We start from the raw sequence: 16025 nt of genomic DNA on the forward strand, positions 1-16025 counted from the left end.
AGGTCCCTGGTGGTCGTCACGATGTGTCTACTCAGCCTCATGCCTTCGTCGGCTCACGCAGCCGACGAGCTCGGCGTCAGCCGGGACGGCCGAACCTGGGCCGACCATCTCGACGGTTCGCTGTTCGACTCGCGGCTGCTGTGGGTGCCGGGCGACGTGCGCACGGCGGCGTTCTACGTGCGCAACCAGGCAGACGACTCGGGCACGTTGACGATCAGCGTCGAGAGTCGTGACCCCGACAGGCTGCTGCGCGACGACGACCTGCGCATCGAGACCCGCGTGGGGGATCAAGGATGGGTCGCCCTCGAGCAGAGGGACGGGGCCTACCGGTGGGAGCACAGCGCGCTTCCGGCCGGCGACTCCCGCAGGGTGCAGGTGCGGGCCAGCTTCGATCCGGCCTCCGCCAACGACAGCCAGCGTGACCACGTCGGGTTCCGCTTCATGGTGACCCTGGCGGATGCGGATGCCGGCGCAGGGCCTGGTGACGACGGTGGTGACGGCTTGCCGGGCGCAGGGCTGCCGGACACCGGCGCGCCCGCTGTGGGCTGGACGCTCGTGGTGGCAGGGATCGCGATCGGCACGGGGCTGGCGCTGATGAAGCGTGGAAGGCGAGGGGAGACAGGTCATGGCACGGCACGCTGAGGGCAGGAGGTCGAGGACGCGGGGGGCTTCCGGGAACGGCAAGGTGCGGGCGTTGTTGAGCCTGGGGCTCTTGGTGGGGTTCGGGTCGATCGGCACGTACGCCTATTGGAGCGACACCGCCGTGGTCTCCGGGGGACCGATCACCTCGGGCGCGATGGACCTGCAGTTCGACACCACCGGTGCCGTCGGCACGGGAGCGAACTACGCGAAGACGGCAATCACGTGGAGCAACCTCGCTCCCGGGGAGCGCAAGGCCTTCGACCTCAGCGTCAAGAACGTTGGGAACCCGCCGTTCACCTACGTCGCGACCGCGACTCGTGGTGTCTCGCCCACCTGGACGTTCTCCGGAACCCCGATCACGGTGCAGGTGTACTCCGGCACGGCCGTCGCGGACACCACCTACCCGCAGCAGGACACCTGCACGGGCGCGTCGCTGGGCACTGCCCAGGCCGTCGACGCCACCAACAAGTCGGTCATCACCACCGCACAGGAGATCGCCGCGGGCGGCACCCAGGGCCTGTGCATCGTCGTGGGCCTCGACCAGGCGGCAGACAACCTCAACCAGGGGAAGACCGGCTCGATCGCGCTGACCTTCACCGCGAGCCAGAAGACGTCATGAGCGCGCGTACGACGTGGGCCGGCCGGTTGCGTGAGAGTGCGCTGTGGCTCGGCGCCGGCCTGGGAGTGCTCTGCCTCGTGCTGGGTGCACTGGCCCTGGTCCTCGACGTGCGACCGCTGGTCTTCAGGTCCGGGTCGATGTCGCCCGGGATCGAGTCCGGTGCCCTGGCGCTGGCGCGTGACGTACCCGCGTCGGAGCTCGAGGTCGGTGACGTGGTCAGCGTCATGAGTGGCCGCAACGTGCGCATCACCCACCGCATCGTCTCCATCGACCGCACCGAGGACGGCACCGTCCTCCACCTGAAGGGCGACGCCAACGCTGCGCCCGACGCCGAGGCGTATCCCGTCGACTCCGCCTACCGGGTCTTCGCCGACGTGCCGTGGGCCGGTCACGTCGTCAACGCGGCCAGTACGCCGTGGGGCCTGCTGGTGTGCGGCGGGTTCGTGACGTTCCTGCTGGTCTCGGCGTTCGGCCGGGGCCGGCGCGAGAAGGACGACGGCGACAGCGACGGCGCAGGGGACGGGGGCGGTACTCGCATCGGTGGTGTGCGCAAGAAACCGCGGAGATCCGTGCGCAGGGCGACACGAAGGGCCGCGGCTGTGAGCACGACCGGCATGCTCGTCGCCGGGGGAGTCTGCCTGGCCCCGATCAGCACCATGGCGACCTTCTCCGACACGGCCGTCGTGACGGGCGGTTCACTCACCGCGTTGACAGTTCCGGCACCGACAGCACCGGTCTGCACCCCAGGGGTCAACGCCACAGTCTCGTGGACCTCGGCCGGCCCGAACTACAGCTACTACGTGACGGCCACCCGGGTGAGCGATGGAGCCGTCGCCTACTCGGGTTTCCAGACGAGCACCAGCATCACCTTCACCACCGGGTTGCTCGGCAATTTGCTCAGCACCAACTTCGTGGCCCGCATCCGTGCCGTGCCCACCGGGACCAACGCGTGGCTCTCCAGCGGCTCGATCACCTCGAACTTCCGCACGCGCACCCTCGGTCTCGGTACGGACTGCGGTCACTTCTGATGCGCAGAGGGTCCGTCACAGCAGGGCGGAGACGATCTCGGCTGCACTCCGTCGCGTGGCCGCCGCATGTCCCGAGCCGGCCCACAGGGCCATCGCCTGTGGGTCGCCGGCCGACGCGGCCGCCGTACGGATCGGTTTCGTGAGGTGGTGCACGTTCGGGTACGCCGAGGGGGCGTGGCCGTCGTGGGCGCGGACGAAGTCGTTGACCAGCGCCCGCGCGAAACGACCACTGAATGCGCGGGTGACCGTGGCCGAGGTGAAGGCGCCGGACGTCAACGCGTCCTGGTGCGCGGCCGGTGCCTTGCTCTCCTCCGCGGCGAGGAACAGCGTGCCCACGGCGACGGACTCGGCGCCGGCATCGAGGAGTGCGCGCACGGCGGCCGGTCCGTCGACGCCACCGGCCGCGATCACGGGCAGGCCCGACGCATCGACCGCCGCAGCGGTGACCTCGAGGGCGGACATTTCGTTGGGCCGGTCGGAGAGGTGCCACGTGCCGCGGTGACCGCCCGCCTCGCACCCCTGCGCGACCACGAAGTCGGCGCCCAGCCCGGTCGCCTGCTGCGCCTCGTGGGCCGAGGTGACGGTGAACCCGACCGTCGTGCCGACCTCCTGCAACCGGAAGACAGTGGCGGGCGGAACGGGCCCGAACGTGAAGGTGACGACGTCGACCGGGTGGGCGACCAGCCACGCGACCTTGCCCTCGAACGTGTCGTCGTCGAACGACGGGTCGCCCGGTGTGACGCCGTACCTGCCCGCGGTCTCGGCCACCTCGGCCCGGTAGGTGTCCAGGCGGGAGCCGAGCTCCAGCGAGCGGTCGGTCTGCGGCGTGAAGAGGTTGATCGCCACCGGCGCGTCGGTGAGTGAGCGGTATGCCGTCACCTCGTCGGCCATCGCGTCGACCGACAGGTAGCCGGCGGCGAGGAAGCCCAGGCCACCTGCCTCGGACACGGCTGCCGCGAGGGCCGGTGTGCTGGCGCCGGCCATCGGCGCGCTGATGATCGGGTTCGGTCGCTCGAGGAAGCTCACCCGATCGAGGTTAGCCCGAGCAGGTCGATGATCTTCACGGCCGTGTCACTCGGTGACGACCCGACGTTCTCCACGACCGAGTGGGGAAAGTCCAGGGGGAAGTCGCCCTCCGTGTTGAACCGGTGCTTCTTGTGCATCTCCTGGTTGTGCGCGGTCGCCCAGTCCACATCGGTCTTGTACCTCTTGTGGCGCAGGCGGTTCTCGGTGCCCTCGCGGGCGAGGCAGATCTCGAGGGGAGCCACCAGCTCGACGAAGTCGACCCGCTCCCCGGCGTCGACGACCGGCGCGACCAGGTCGGCCACACCGCTGGTGTCCTCGTCGAGGTCCAGCGCCAGGACCAGTGTGAAGATCAGTCCCGGAAGCCCGGCCACCACCGACTCCTCGATGACGTCCGCACGCAGCTGGCGGGTGAGCCGGTTGAACGACGGGGTGCCGAAGTCGAAGACGTCGAGCACCGGCTCGATCGACATGTGGTTGTGGAACAGCTTGTAGCCGGTGCGTCGCGCGAGCTCCTGGCCGACGGTCATCTTGCCGGCGGCCGGGGGACCGAAGAGTACGACGAGGTGCATGGCGCCACGGTGTCAGCAGCCGGTCCGGCGGGCAACGGGATTTACCGGCTCACCAGGGGAGATCGCCCTCCTGCCCGGTGAACGTGCCGGTCGGGCCGTCCGTGCCGATGCTCGCCATCCGTACGACGGGAACTGCCCCCGTCTCGACCGACTGCACACCGTTGTGGCCGTTGAGGTCGGTGGCTGTGTAGCCCGGGTCGACGGCGTTGATCTTCAACCAGGGCAGGGACTTGGCGTACATCGTGGTGATCATGTTCAGTGCGCTCTTCGACGACGGGTAGACCAGGCCATAGAGGGTCGACTCGAGCCGGCCCGAGTCGGTGGTGACGCCGAACGACCCCATGCCGCTGGACACGTTGACGATCCGCGGGTTGGCGGAGTCGCGAAGCAGAGGCAGGAACGCGTGCGTCATCCGGACCGGCCCGAGCACGTTCACGCCGAAGACGGGGATGAAGTCCGTCGGGACGGTCTCACCCGGTGCGGCCATGGCCCCGGCGATGCCGGCGTTGTTGACCAGGACGTCGAGGCCGCCGTCCTCGGTGATCGTGGCCACCGCCGCCTCGACCGACTCGTCGGAGGTGACGTCGAGGACCAGCAGTCGTACGTCCCCGAGCGGTGCGAGCTCGGCGACGGCCTTCGCTCCGAGCTCTTCGTCGCGTGCGCCGAGCCAGACCTGCCAGCCGAGGCCGAGCAGCTGACGCACCGTCTCGAAGCCGATGCCCTTGTTGGCGCCGGTGACCAGCGCCCTTGTCGTGGTGTGTCCAGATGTGTCGTGTTCAGTGGTCATGCGGCAACCGTGCGCGCGACGGCGGACGGGCTCCAGTGCCTGACGAGCCTGGGACGCGCAGTCCTACCTTCACGGGGTGTCTCCCGGACCGTCGTGAGCGAGACTGGTCAGGTGAACCGTCCCGAGATCGCCCGGCTGCTCAGACAGGCGCGTTCGCGGATCAGCCCCGACGACGTGGGCATGCCCTCCGGCGAACGCCGGAGGGTGCCGGGACTGCGACGCGAAGAGGTGGCCGCCCTGGCAGGAGTCAGCGTCGACTACGTCGTACGCCTCGAGCAGGCACGTGGTCCGCACCCGTCGCCCGGGGTGCTCTCCGCGCTGGCCCGGGCGCTTCGGCTTAACGACGACGCCCGGGCAGAGCTGTTCGAGCTGGCCGACGTGCGCCTGCCGCGCACGGACACGATCGACCTGCACGTGCGCCCCAGCATCCAGCGCCTGCTCGACCGGCTCAACGACCTGCCGGTCATCGTGATGAGCGCCAAGGGTGACTTCCTGGCGTGGAACTCCATGGCGTCGGCGCTCCTCGGTGACTGGACCCGGCTGCCCGTGCGAGAGCGCAACATCGTGTGGCAGCGGTTCCTGGGCGAGCAGGGACGCGTCGCCAACACCCCGGAGGAGGCGGCGCAGAGTGCCGCACAGTCGGTGGGCAGCCTGCGCGCCGCCGCCGCGAAGTATCCCCACGACGCCGAGCTGCGCGACCTCATCGACAGGTTGCGTGAGGCCAGTGCCGACTTCCGGCGGCTCTGGACCGAGACCGACGTCGCCCCCTGGCGCAGCCACACCAAGACGATCCGGCATCCGGAGGTCGGCGACCTCACCCTCGAGTGCGACTCCATGGTGCTGCCCGACACCGACCAGTCGGTCATCGTGTATTCGGCCGAGCCCGGGTCGGAGGCGGCCGAGAAGCTCGACCTGTTGCGGGTCATCGGCATGCAGTTCTCGGGTCAGTCGCGAGGCTGACCCGACCCACTCCTACGATGCGCACATGCCTTTCCCCACCATCGGCGTGTTCGCCCTCCAGGGCGACGTGCGCGAGCACCTGCGCATCCTCTCCGACCTCGGCGCCGAGGCGATCGCCGTACGCCGACCGGTGGAGCTCGACCGTTGCGACGGGTTCGTCATCCCCGGCGGCGAGTCGACCACGATGTACAAGCTGGCCCGCACGTTCGACCTGTTCGAGCCGTTGCAGGAGCGGATCCGTGGCGGCATGCCGACCTTCGGCACCTGCGCCGGCATGATCATGCTGGCCGACCGGGTCGAGGGCGGCACCGCCGACCAGGAGACCCTGGGCGGCCTCGACATCACCGTGCGTCGCAACGCGTTCGGTCGCCAGGTCGACTCGTTCGAGGGCCAGCTGGAGTTTGACGGGTTCGCCGACAAGGTGCACGCCGTGTTCATCCGGGCCCCGTGGGTCGAGCAGGTCGGTGAGGACGTCGAGGTCCTTGCCCGCGTCGAGGGCGGTGAGGCAGCGGGTAGGATCGTCGCCGTTCGCGAACGGAACGTGATGGCGACGTCGTTCCATCCTGAAGTGGGCAAGGACGACCGCATCCACCGCTACTTCGTGGATCTCGTCACGACGTCACAGCGCTGAAGCAACGGAAGAGGATCTCGCATGTCCGGCCACTCCAAATGGGCGACCACGAAGCACAAGAAGGCCGCCATCGACGCCAAGCGCGGCAAGCTCTTCGCCAAGCTGATCAAGAACATCGAGATCGCCGCGAAGATGGGTGGCCCCGACCCCTCCGGCAACCCGACCCTCTTCGACGCCATCCAGAAGGCGAAGAAGCAGTCGGTGCCGAACAAGAACATCGACTCCGCGGTCAAGCGCGGCGGCGGGCTCGAGGGTGGCGCGGTCGACTACGAGACCATCATGTACGAGGTCTACGGACCCCAGGGCGTCGCGATCCTGGTGGAGTGCCTCACCGACAACCGCAACCGTGCCGCCATGGAGGTCCGCACCGCGGTCACCCGCAACGGCGGCACGCTGGCCGACCCGGGCTCCGTCTCGCGGCTCTTCGACCGCAAGGGCGTCGTCGTGGTGCCCAAGGTGCAGGAAGCGCGTGAGGTCGGCGAGGACGACGTGCTCGAGGCCACCCTCGACGCCGGTGCCGACGACGTGAACGACCTCGGCGAAGCCTTCCAGGTGCTGTCCGAGGCCGGCGACGTGGTCGGCGTCCGTACGGCGCTCCAGACCGCGAGCCTCGACTACGACTCGGCGGACGTCGAGTTCGTGGCCAGCCTCGAGATCCCGGTCGACAAGGACGCCGCGGTCAAGGTCTTCAAGCTGGTCGACGCCCTGGAGGACCTCGACGACGTGCAGAACGTCTTCAGCAACGTCGACGTCCCCGACTCGGTGCTCGCCGAGCTCGAAGAGTCCGACGACTGATCCCGTGAACCGGGGGAGACCGCTGGCGTGGCTGGCGGCACTGGCATCAGTGGTCGGGCTGCTCGCAGCCTGTGGCAACGAGTCGGACACGGACGCGAACCCGGCCGGGCAGGTCCAGGTCGACCGCGCCGAACCTGACAGCGACCTGCCGGACTCGCCGTTCGGCAGGCTCCTGTCCTGGTCGGCACCCACGGCCGACCGGGTCTGGGCGGTGACCACGGCCGAGAAGACCTGCGCCTCGTGCGCCGCCCTGTGGTCGTACGCGCCCGGGTCGACGCGTGGATGGAAGCGGGTGCACACCTTCGCCGAGCCGGCCGAGGCCGGGCAGGACGACGGATACGGCCCGTTCCCTCCGGTGAGCGCCACGTCGCTGGTGATGGCCCCCGACGGACTCCACGGCTGGTTCCGCTGGGACACCGACGGCATCCTCGCCACCGAGGACGGCGGCCGGTCCTGGCGCCACCTGCCGTCGCCCCAGGACCCCGACGAGCGGGCCACCGGCGAGATAGCGGTCCACGAGGACCACCTCTACCTCGTCTTGCTCGCCCAGTGTGAGAGTGACGAGTGCCCGAACACGGTGTGGCGGACCGGCCTCGACGCGAGCGACTGGACCGAGGTCACACCCGAGGGTTCCGAGGGCATCTTCGAGCTCAGCGCCAGCGACGCCGGCCTGTGGGCCGAGGACGTGGGGACCGGAGCCGTGCACACGACCCGTGACGGTCAGAGCTGGGAGCGGACTCCCACCCGGCGGATCGGCGAGCTGTGCCTGCCGGCCGACGGAACCGCCGACGTGCTGGTCGCCGCATGCCAGACCAGCGACCAGGGCGAGCCCGGTGGGGAGGTCGAGGTGAGTGAGGACCGTGGCCGGACCTGGCGCACGATCCACACCACGCCGCGCAACGTCGAGGCCGTCGTGGCCGGCCCGAAGGGTCACTTCCTCGTGCTCGCCGGCGGTCAGGGAGTGCTCATCTCGGACGGGACGACCTCGAAGGTGCCGTCGACGGGAGGTCTCCACGAGTGGAGTGGCCGCTTCATCGACGAGCAGACGATCTATCTGGGTGGGCCGAGGGGTCTCTTCGCCACCCGCGACGGCGGCCGGACCTGGGACAACCTCATCAGCAAGAAGCGCGTCGGCTGAATCGCACGGCTCGGGGTGTCGCGCCGATCAGGCCGGTGGCCGGTTGCTACGTTGTGTCCGAACAGGTGTTCGGACGACATGAAGGACTCACGATGCGCGTGCTCGGGATTGACCCCGGCCTGACCCGCTGCGGCATGGGCGTGGTCGACGGTGACGTGGGGCGCCCGCTGACCATGGTCGACGTCAACGTGCTGCGCACGTCGTCGTCCGAGCCGGTGCCGATCCGGCTGGTCACGATCGAGAAGGGCATCGACGCCTGGATCGACGAGTACGCACCCGACGCGGTGGCCATCGAGCGGGTCTTCGCCCGCTCCGACGTGAGCACCGTCATGGGTACCGCCCAGGCCAGCGGCATCGCGATGGTCTGCGCGGCCCGACGAGGCATCCCGGTCGCGCTGCACACGCCCAGCGAGGTCAAGGCAGCAGTCTCCGGCAGCGGTCGGGCCGACAAGGCCCAGGTCGGCGCCATGGTCACCCGCATCCTCCGGCTGGCCGCGCCGCCGAAGCCGGCCGATGCGGCTGACGCGCTGGCGCTGGCCATCACCCACATCTGGCGCGGTGGCGCCCAGTCGCGGATCGAGGCCGCGCTGCTCAAGGCAGGCAAGCAACGTTGATCGGGAGAGCTCTGTGATCGCATTCGTCCGTGGCACCGTCGCCGCAGTCACCCTCAACACGGCCGTCGTCGAGGTGGGTGGCGTCGGCCTTCAGGTGATGTGCACGCCCAACACGCTCGCCACCCTGCGCACGGGCGAGCAGGCGACCCTGCCGACCAGCATGGTCGTGAGGGAGGACTCCCTGACCTTGTTCGGCTTCCTCGACGACGACGAGAAGTCGTGCTTCGAGCTGCTCCAGACCGCCAGCGGAGTCGGGCCCAAGCTGGCCCAGGCGATGCTTGCCGTGCTCACCCCCGACGACCTGCGACAGGCGGTCGCGAACGAGGACGTCAAGACGCTGACCAAGGTGCCCGGCATCGGCCAGAAGGGCGCCCAGCGCATCATCCTCGAGCTGCGTGACCGGCTCGGTCCGGCCATCGGTGCGGGGCAGGCCACCCGCACCGGACTCGCCGCCAGCGGTGCCGCCTGGCGTGACCAGGTCCGCGAAGGTCTTGTCGGACTCGGCTGGTCGGCCAAGGAGGCCGACAAGGCCGTCGACTCCGTCGAGCCGGACGCCGGCCCGACCCCTGACGTCGGCGCCCTGCTCCGGGCCGCCCTCCAGACGCTGCGCAAGGCCTGAGCATGGACCAGTTCAGTGCCGCCGAGGAAGCCGAGATCGCCCGGCTCACCTCCGCCGACGCCACCGGCGACGAGCGCGCCATCGAGGCCGCGCTGCGCCCCAAGTCTCTCGACGAGGTGATCGGCCAGCAGCGGGTCCGGGAGCAGCTCGGCCTCGTGCTCGACGCCGCCAAGGCGCGCGGACGCGCCCCCGACCACGTGCTCCTCTCCGGTCCTCCCGGGCTCGGCAAGACCACCCTGGCGATGATCATCGCCGCCGAGATGTCGGTGCCGTTGCGGCTGACCAGCGGCCCGGCGATCACCCACGCCGGCGACCTGGCGGCGATCATCTCGGGGCTCAACGAGGGCGACGTGCTGTTCGTCGACGAGATCCACCGCATGTCGCGCGCCGCCGAAGAGATGCTCTACATGGCCATGGAGGATTTCCGGGTCGACGTCATCATCGGCAAGGGACCGGGCGCGACGGCGATCCCGCTCGAGATCCCACCGTTCACCCTGGTCGGCGCCACCACCCGGGCCGGACTGCTGCCCGGCCCGCTGCGCGACCGGTTCGGCTTCACCGCCCACCTCGAGTTCTACGAGCCCGAAGACCTCGACCTGATCGTGCACCGTTCCGCCGGCCTGCTCGACGTACCCCTCACCGAGGAGGGCTCGGCCGAGATCGCCGGCCGCTCCCGGGGCACGCCGCGCATCGCCAACCGGCTGCTGCGACGGGTCCGCGACTATGCCCAGGTGCGCGCCGACGGGGTGGTCACGATCGACGTGGCGCAGCAGGCCCTCGAGCTCTACGAGGTCGACGCCTCCGGGCTCGACCGGCTCGACCGCGGCGTCCTCGACGTGCTCTGCCGGCGGTTCGGCGGGGGACCGGTGGGGCTCTCGACGCTGGCCGTCGCCGTGGGCGAGGAGCGCGAGACCGTCGAAGAGGTGGCCGAGCCGTTCCTGGTGCGCAACGGCCTGCTGGCCCGCACTCCGCGGGGACGAATCGCCACCCCGGCGGCCTGGCAGCACCTCGGACTCACCCCGCCCACTCAGGGGGTCGTGGACTCGACTCTCTTCGAAGACTGATCGCCGGTTAGACTTCGGGCGATCAAGCCCAGACTGTCAACGCCTCGAGAGGTCGGATCCACTTGAAGGACCTGCTGTCCTTGCTGCCCATCATCGGCATCTTCCTGATCTTCTGGTTGCTGGTGATCCGGCCCGCGTCGCGTCGCCAGAAGGAGATGCAGTCCGTCCAGCGCAGCCTGGAGGTCGGTGACGACGTGATCACCAACAGCGGCATCTTCGGAACCATCCGCTCCATCGACGACGACAAGATCGGGCTCGAGGTCGCGACCGGCGTCGTCCTGACGGTCGCGCGTGCGGCCATCGTCGGCCTGCCCCGCGACGACAACGACGACGCTCCCGTCGTCGGGGACGCCGACGACTCGACGGACGACTCCGCCGTGACGGACGAGGCCGACTCGACCGGCGAGGTCGACTCGACCGGCGAGGCCGAGGAGTCCCGCGCCCCCGAGCAGGAGAAGTAGGCCTTGTCGCACCCCGGCGTCGACGTCGCGGAGGCGTTGACCCGCCTGGTCCGTGACGTCCCCGACTATCCCGAGCCCGGCGTCCTGTTCAAGGACATCACTCCGCTGCTCGCCGACCACGCGGCCTTCACCGCGGTGGTCGAGGCCCTCGCCGACGCCGGCCGCGACGACGACGGCAACGTGGTGGTCGACAAGGTGGTCGGCATGGAGGCGCGCGGGTTCATCCTCGCCGCGCCGGTCGCGCTGGCCCTCGGTGTCGGCTTCGTCCCGGTCCGCAAGGCCGGCAAGCTGCCGCGTGAGACCCACGCCGTCTCCTACGCCCTCGAGTACGCCGAGGCGACGCTCGAGGTGCACGCCGACGCGGTCGCCCCCGGTGAACGCGTCCTGCTCGTCGACGACGTGCTGGCCACCGGAGGCACCGTGGCCGCGACCCGCCAGCTGATCGACCAGTGCGGCGGTGTCTCCCACGCCGTCGCCGTACTCCTGGAACTGACTTTCCTGCCCGGACGCGAGACCATCGGCGACCTGCCGCTGCTCGCGCTGGGGCAGGTCTGAACCGCACCCCCACGAAAGACCGAGGAACGCAGCCGTGACGTCTGACCACTTCGCCACCTGGAAGAGCCGTGAGGCCCTCGCCGAAGAGATGATCCCGATGATCGGGCGCCTCTACCGCGAGCGTGACGTGACCGTGCTGGTGCACAGCCGCTCACTGGTCAACAAGTCGGTGATCAGCATCCTCAAGACGCACCGCTACGTGCGCCAGATCGAGGGCCGCGAGCTCGCGATCGAGGACACCTTCCCGATCCTGAAGGCGCTCACCACGCTCGACCTCGGTCCCTGCCGCGTCGACATCGGCCGGCTCGCCGTCTCGTACGCCGAGGACTCCCAGGGCCTCACCGTCGAGGAGTTCACCGCCAAGGCCGTCGAGGGCGCCACCGGCGAGAACAAGCTGGTCCAGGAGGGCCCGCGTGACGTGGTGCTCTACGGCTTCGGTCGGATCGGTCGCCTGCTGGCCCGCCTGCTGGTCGAGAAGTCCGGTTCGGGCAACGGCCTGCGCCTGCGTGCGGTCGTCGTACGCAAGGGCGGCGAGGACGACCTCAAGAAGCGCGCCTCCCTGCTGCGTCGCGACTCGATCCACGGCCAGTTCAACGGGTCGATCCACATCGACGCCGACAACAACACGATCTGCGCCAACGGCAACACCATCAAGGTGATCTACGCCAACGACCCGACGGAGATCGACTACACCGACTACGGCATCGACAACGCCGTCCTCATCGACAACACCGGCAAGTGGCGCGACCGCGAGGGCCTCTCCAAGCACCTGCGCCCCGGCGTCTCGAAGGTCGTGCTCACCGCGCCCGGCAAGGGCGACGTGAAGAACATCGTCCACGGAGTCAACCACCTGACGCTGCGCGAGGACGACAACATCCTGTCCTGCGCCTCCTGCACCACCAACGCCATCGTGCCGGCGCTCAAGGCGGTCAACGACGAGTACGGCGTCGTGCACGGGCACGTCGAGACCGTGCACTCGTTCACCAACGACCAGAACCTGCTCGACAACTACCACAAGGGCAACCGCCGCGGCCGTTCCGCGCCGCTGAACATGGTGCTCACCGAGACCGGTGCCGCCTCGGCCGTGGCGAAGGCGCTGCCCGAGCTGACCGGTCACATCTCCGGCTCCTCGATCCGCGTCCCCACCCCCGACGTGTCGATGGCGATCCTCAACCTGACGATGGACAAGGAGACGACGCGCGAGGAGATGCTCGAGTACCTCCGCCACACGTCGCTGCACTCCACGATGAAGCGGCAGATCGACTTCGTCGCCTCGCCCGACTCGGTGTCCACCGACTTCGTCGGCTCGCGCGCCGCCTGCATCATCGACGCCAACGCGCTGATCGTGAACGGCAAGCACGTGGTGCTCTACGCCTGGTACGACAACGAGTTCGGCTACAGCTGCCAGGTGGTCCGCGTCGTCCAGCACGTCACCGGCGTCGAGTACCCGCTCTTCCCGCAGGACTGACGAGATCATCGACCATCGGCCTCTAGACTGGTCGAATGACTGAGGAGACGCCCGTCGAGCCTGCCGTGCCGACGCGCGCCTCCGAGCCGATCGGGTCCCAGACCGGGCGCCGCATGCGCGCCCGGCTGGCCCGGATCGGGTCCCGCCCGCCGGTCGGGAACCCCGTCCTCGAGCCCCTGTTCCGCTCGGTCAAGGCCAACCACCCGAAGGCCGACCTGGCCCTCCTCGAGCGCGCCTACCTGATCGCCGAGAAGCAGCACGGCACCCAGATGCGCAAGAGCGGTGACCCCTACATCACCCACCCGCTCGCGGTCACCACGATCCTGGCCGACATCGGCATGACCGAGCCGACCCTGGTCGCTGCGCTCCTGCACGACACCGTCGAGGACACGCCGTACAGCCTCGACGAGCTGCGCTCCGACTTCGGCGACGAGGTCGCCCAGCTGGTCGACGGCGTCACCAAGCTCGACAAGGTGCAGTACGGCGACTCCGCGCAGGCCGAGACGATCCGCAAGATGATCGTGGCGATGTCGCGCGACATCCGGGTGCTCGTGATCAAGCTGGCCGACCGGCTGCACAACATGCGGACCCTGCGCTACGTCAAGCAGGAGACCCAGGAGCGCAAGGCCCGCGAGACGCTCGACATCTACGCGCCCCTGGCCCACCGCCTGGGCATGAACACCATCAAGTGGGAGCTCGAGGACCTCGCGTTCGCCACCCTGCACCCCAAGATCTACGACGAGATCGTGCGCATGGTGGCCGAGCGGGCGCCCTCACGCGACCAGTTCCTCGCCGAGGTGATCGCCGGCGTCGAGGAGGACCTGAAGGAGTCCAAGCTCAGCGCGCGGGTCTCCGGACGCCCGAAGCATTACTACTCGATCTACCAGAAGATGATCGTGGGTGGTCGTGACTTCTCCGACATCTACGACCTGGTGGGCATCCGGGTCCTGGTCGACGACGACCGCGACTGCTACACGGCGCTCGGCGCGATCCACTCGCGATGGAACCCTGTGCTGGGGCGGTTCAAGGACTACATCGCGATGCCGAAGTTCAACATGTACCAGTCACTGCACACCACGGTGATCGGTCCGCAGGGCAAGCCGGTCGAGATCCAGATCCGCACGTTCGCGATGCACCGTCGCGCCGAGTACGGCGTCGCGGCGCACTGGAAGTACAAGGAAGACGGCCGCAACGGCGTCGACACCGATCGTCGTGCCGAGGTCGACGACATGACCTGGGTGCGCCAGCTGCTCGACTGGCAGCACGACGTGGAAGACCCGGGGGAGTTCCTGGAGTCCCTGCGCTTCGAGATCAACCGCACCGAGGTCTACGTCTTCACCCCGCGTGGCGACGTGATCGCCCTTCCCGCAGGGGCCACACCGGTTGACTTCGCGTACGCCGTGCACACCGAGGTCGGGCACCACACCATCGGGGCCCGGGTCAACGGCCGGCTGGTGCCTCTGGAGTCGACGCTCGACAACGGCGACGTGATCGAGGTCTTCACCTCCAAGGCGCCCAACGCGGGTCCGTCGCGCGACTGGCTGAACTTCGTGCGCTCGCCCCGGGCGCGTTCCAAGATCCGCCACTGGTTCACCAAGGAGCGGCGCGAGGAGGCGATCGAGCACGGCAAGGAGCAGATCGCCAAGCTGATGCGCAAGGAGGGGCTGCCGCTCAAGAGGCTGCTCTCCCACGAGTCGCTCATGCTGGTCGCGGGCCAGCTGAAGCTCCCCGACGTGACTGCGCTCTACGCTGCCGTGGGCGAGGGCAATCTCGGTGCGCAGACCGTCGTACGCCGGGTCATCGACCTGCACGGCGGCGACCAGGGCGCTGCAGAGGACCTCGCCGAGGGCGTCACGATCACGGGCCGCCGCGGTCGCAGCCGGCTCACCCACGGGACCGACGCGGGCGTCGTGGTCAAGGGCGCCGACGGCCTCTGGGTGAAGCTGGCCAAGTGCTGCACGCCGGTGCCACCCGACGACATCCTCGGCTTCGTGACCAAGGGCGGGGGAGTCTCGGTGCACCGCTCCGACTGCACGAACGCCGCCAGCCTCAAGGCCCAGCCCGAGCGGCTGGTCGAGGTCATCTGGGAGCCGACCACGAAGTCTACGTACCTGGTCAACATCCAGGTCGAGGCGCTCGACCGGGCCCGCCTGCTCTCCGACATCACGATGGCGCTGTCCGACGTGCACGTGAACATCCTCAGCGCCTCGCTGACCACCACCCGCGACCGCGTCGCGAAGAGCAAGTTCTCCTTCGAGATGGCCGATGCCATGCACCTCGACTCGGTGCTGCGCGCCGTCCGCTCGGTGCCGGGAGTCTTCGACGCCTATCGCATCACCCAGTGAGCCGGGCGCACTCGGGCGCGCCGAACCGGCCCTGGGCGCTCGCCTGCCTCGTCGGCTGCCTCGCCTTCTGGGCGTTCGACGCCCTGGCGGTGCTCCTGTCCGCCGACGACTACTCCGCCCGGCGTGACCTGGTCTCGTCCCTGGCCGGCCGGGGCTCGTCCGTCGGCTGGCTCGGCGAGCTGGCGATCGCGGCGTACGTCGTGGGGCACACCTCGGCGTGCGTGCTGATGCTGCGCGCGTGGCGCACCAAGGTGGCCGGTGCGTTCGTCGGGCAGGGCGCCTTCCTGATGGCCGGCATCCTGCTCTTCCGCGGCAACTGCCCGCAGGGCGAGGCCGGGTGCGGTCGCGGCGCGAACCACGTGGTCGACCTCGGCACCACCTTGCACTCGGTCTTCGGCAACCTCTACCTCTGGACCATGCTGATCGGCCTGCTGGTCGCCTCGGTCTCGGCCATCTGGGAGCACGGCGTGCATCGGCTCACCGCCCTGCTGGCGATCCCCACCTGGCTGCTCTCGACGTACGCCGCCAGCCGCTGGCTCGCGCAGGGCGGGCACTCCGACGGCCTGTGGGAGCGGGTCTGGCTCGGCTCGCACGCGGCCTGGTTCGTGGTCATCGCCGTCGTGGTGCTGGCACGCCGTCGTACAGACGCCCACGCCCCCGCCTGACGTCCTGCGGCCCGGCCGCCGGAGCGACCTCGACGCAGG

At 69.5% G+C, this 16025-nt stretch carries 18 protein-coding genes; 15 read left to right on the top strand and 3 right to left on the bottom strand.

What is annotated here, in order from left to right:
* Positions 1 to 39 precede the first annotated feature (39 nt).
* From ASD30_RS04435 to ASD30_RS04445, 3 genes are read left to right on the top strand one after another with little or no spacing between them, the layout of a single operon-like run.
* The gene (locus ASD30_RS04435) at positions 40 to 642 is read left to right on the top strand and encodes a hypothetical protein (protein WP_156393506.1); all 603 of its coding nucleotides are present in this window, start codon (positions 40 to 42) and stop codon (positions 640 to 642) included.
* Positions 643 to 697: 55 nt separating this feature from the next.
* Entirely contained in the window at positions 698 to 1261 is a 564-nt protein-coding gene (locus ASD30_RS04440; protein ID WP_162250914.1) for a SipW-dependent-type signal peptide-containing protein, read from the top strand.
* A complete protein-coding gene (locus tag ASD30_RS04445) occupies positions 1258 to 2289 on the top strand; it encodes a signal peptidase I (RefSeq protein WP_082563544.1) in 1032 nt (343 codons plus the stop codon). The genes ASD30_RS04440 and ASD30_RS04445 overlap by 4 nt, the downstream gene beginning before the upstream one ends.
* 15 nt (positions 2290 to 2304) lie before the next feature.
* Here the strand turns inward: ASD30_RS04445 and ASD30_RS04450 are convergent, their stop codons facing one another.
* From ASD30_RS04450 to ASD30_RS04460, 3 genes are read right to left on the bottom strand one after another with little or no spacing between them, the layout of a single operon-like run.
* Positions 2305 to 3315: a nitronate monooxygenase gene (locus ASD30_RS04450; protein ID WP_200951069.1), complete on the bottom strand. Its 1011-nt coding sequence runs from the start codon at positions 3313 to 3315 to the stop codon at positions 2305 to 2307.
* Positions 3312 to 3884, bottom strand: coding sequence for an AAA family ATPase (locus ASD30_RS04455; protein WP_056677400.1), 573 nt, complete (start codon positions 3882 to 3884; stop codon positions 3312 to 3314). The genes ASD30_RS04450 and ASD30_RS04455 overlap by 4 nt, the downstream gene beginning before the upstream one ends.
* Before the next feature lie 49 nt (positions 3885 to 3933).
* A complete protein-coding gene (locus ASD30_RS04460; RefSeq protein WP_056677403.1) occupies positions 3934 to 4671 on the bottom strand; it encodes an SDR family NAD(P)-dependent oxidoreductase in 738 nt (245 codons plus the stop codon).
* 111 nt (positions 4672 to 4782) lie between these two features.
* Here ASD30_RS04460 and ASD30_RS04465 point away from each other — a divergent pair, with 111 nt between their 5' ends.
* From ASD30_RS04465 to ASD30_RS04520, 12 genes are all read left to right on the top strand, one after another.
* Positions 4783 to 5631 (top strand): helix-turn-helix transcriptional regulator, encoded by an 849-nt coding sequence (locus ASD30_RS04465; RefSeq protein ID WP_056677406.1) that lies wholly within the window; start codon positions 4783 to 4785, stop codon positions 5629 to 5631.
* Positions 5632 to 5656: 25 nt separating this feature from the next.
* Positions 5657 to 6262: a pyridoxal 5'-phosphate synthase glutaminase subunit PdxT gene (pdxT, locus tag ASD30_RS04470; protein WP_056677409.1), complete on the top strand. Its 606-nt coding sequence runs from the start codon at positions 5657 to 5659 to the stop codon at positions 6260 to 6262.
* Positions 6263 to 6283: 21 nt separating this feature from the next.
* Positions 6284 to 7057, top strand: a complete 774-nt coding sequence (locus ASD30_RS04475; protein ID WP_056677412.1) for a YebC/PmpR family DNA-binding transcriptional regulator — start codon at positions 6284 to 6286, stop codon at positions 7055 to 7057.
* Positions 7058 to 7061: 4 nt separating this feature from the next.
* Positions 7062 to 8195, top strand: coding sequence for a sialidase family protein (locus ASD30_RS04480; protein WP_156393507.1), 1134 nt, complete (start codon positions 7062 to 7064; stop codon positions 8193 to 8195).
* A 92-nt stretch (positions 8196 to 8287) separates the two neighbouring features.
* Positions 8288 to 8809: a crossover junction endodeoxyribonuclease RuvC gene (ruvC, locus tag ASD30_RS04485; RefSeq protein WP_056677418.1), complete on the top strand. Its 522-nt coding sequence runs from the start codon at positions 8288 to 8290 to the stop codon at positions 8807 to 8809.
* 13 nt (positions 8810 to 8822) lie between these two features.
* On the top strand, positions 8823 to 9428 hold the full coding sequence (ruvA, locus tag ASD30_RS04490) for a Holliday junction branch migration protein RuvA (RefSeq protein ID WP_056677421.1): 606 nt from the start codon (positions 8823 to 8825) through the stop codon (positions 9426 to 9428).
* 2 nt (positions 9429 to 9430) lie between these two features.
* Entirely contained in the window at positions 9431 to 10492 is a 1062-nt protein-coding gene (ruvB, locus tag ASD30_RS04495) for a Holliday junction branch migration DNA helicase RuvB (RefSeq protein WP_056677424.1), read from the top strand.
* 62 nt (positions 10493 to 10554) lie between these two features.
* On the top strand, positions 10555 to 10953 hold the full coding sequence (gene yajC / locus ASD30_RS04500) for a preprotein translocase subunit YajC (RefSeq protein WP_056677427.1): 399 nt from the start codon (positions 10555 to 10557) through the stop codon (positions 10951 to 10953).
* A 3-nt stretch (positions 10954 to 10956) separates the two neighbouring features.
* The gene (locus ASD30_RS04505) at positions 10957 to 11508 is read left to right on the top strand and encodes an adenine phosphoribosyltransferase (RefSeq protein WP_056677429.1); all 552 of its coding nucleotides are present in this window, start codon (positions 10957 to 10959) and stop codon (positions 11506 to 11508) included.
* Between the two features lie 34 nt (positions 11509 to 11542).
* Positions 11543 to 12976, top strand: a complete 1434-nt coding sequence (locus ASD30_RS04510) for a glyceraldehyde-3-phosphate dehydrogenase (RefSeq protein ID WP_082563546.1) — start codon at positions 11543 to 11545, stop codon at positions 12974 to 12976.
* 113 nt (positions 12977 to 13089) lie between these two features.
* A complete protein-coding gene (locus ASD30_RS04515; protein ID WP_056679283.1) occupies positions 13090 to 15321 on the top strand; it encodes a RelA/SpoT family protein in 2232 nt (743 codons plus the stop codon).
* Entirely contained in the window at positions 15318 to 15986 is a 669-nt protein-coding gene (locus tag ASD30_RS04520; RefSeq protein ID WP_056677432.1) for a DUF998 domain-containing protein, read from the top strand. The genes ASD30_RS04515 and ASD30_RS04520 overlap by 4 nt, the downstream gene beginning before the upstream one ends.
* Positions 15987 to 16025 lie beyond the last annotated feature (39 nt).

This window comes from Nocardioides sp. Root140, assembly GCF_001426745.1.
Lineage (GTDB): Bacteria > Actinomycetota > Actinomycetes > Propionibacteriales > Nocardioidaceae > Nocardioides.

Coding starts and splice junctions, on each gene's coding strand:
- ASD30_RS04435 (WP_156393506.1), top strand. CDS start 40: ATGCCTTCGTCGGCTCACGCAGCCGACGAGCTCGGCGTCAGCCGGGAC.
- ASD30_RS04445 (WP_082563544.1), top strand. CDS start 1,258: ATGAGCGCGCGTACGACGTGGGCCGGCCGGTTGCGTGAGAGTGCGCTG.
- ASD30_RS04455 (WP_056677400.1), bottom strand. CDS start 3,884: ATGCACCTCGTCGTACTCTTCGGTCCCCCGGCCGCCGGCAAGATGACC.
- ASD30_RS04460 (WP_056677403.1), bottom strand. CDS start 4,671: ATGACCACTGAACACGACACATCTGGACACACCACGACAAGGGCGCTG.
- pdxT (WP_056677409.1), top strand. CDS start 5,657: ATGCCTTTCCCCACCATCGGCGTGTTCGCCCTCCAGGGCGACGTGCGC.
- ASD30_RS04475 (WP_056677412.1), top strand. CDS start 6,284: ATGTCCGGCCACTCCAAATGGGCGACCACGAAGCACAAGAAGGCCGCC.
- ruvC (WP_056677418.1), top strand. CDS start 8,288: ATGCGCGTGCTCGGGATTGACCCCGGCCTGACCCGCTGCGGCATGGGC.
- ruvB (WP_056677424.1), top strand. CDS start 9,431: ATGGACCAGTTCAGTGCCGCCGAGGAAGCCGAGATCGCCCGGCTCACC.
- ASD30_RS04515 (WP_056679283.1), top strand. CDS start 13,090: ATGCGCGCCCGGCTGGCCCGGATCGGGTCCCGCCCGCCGGTCGGGAAC.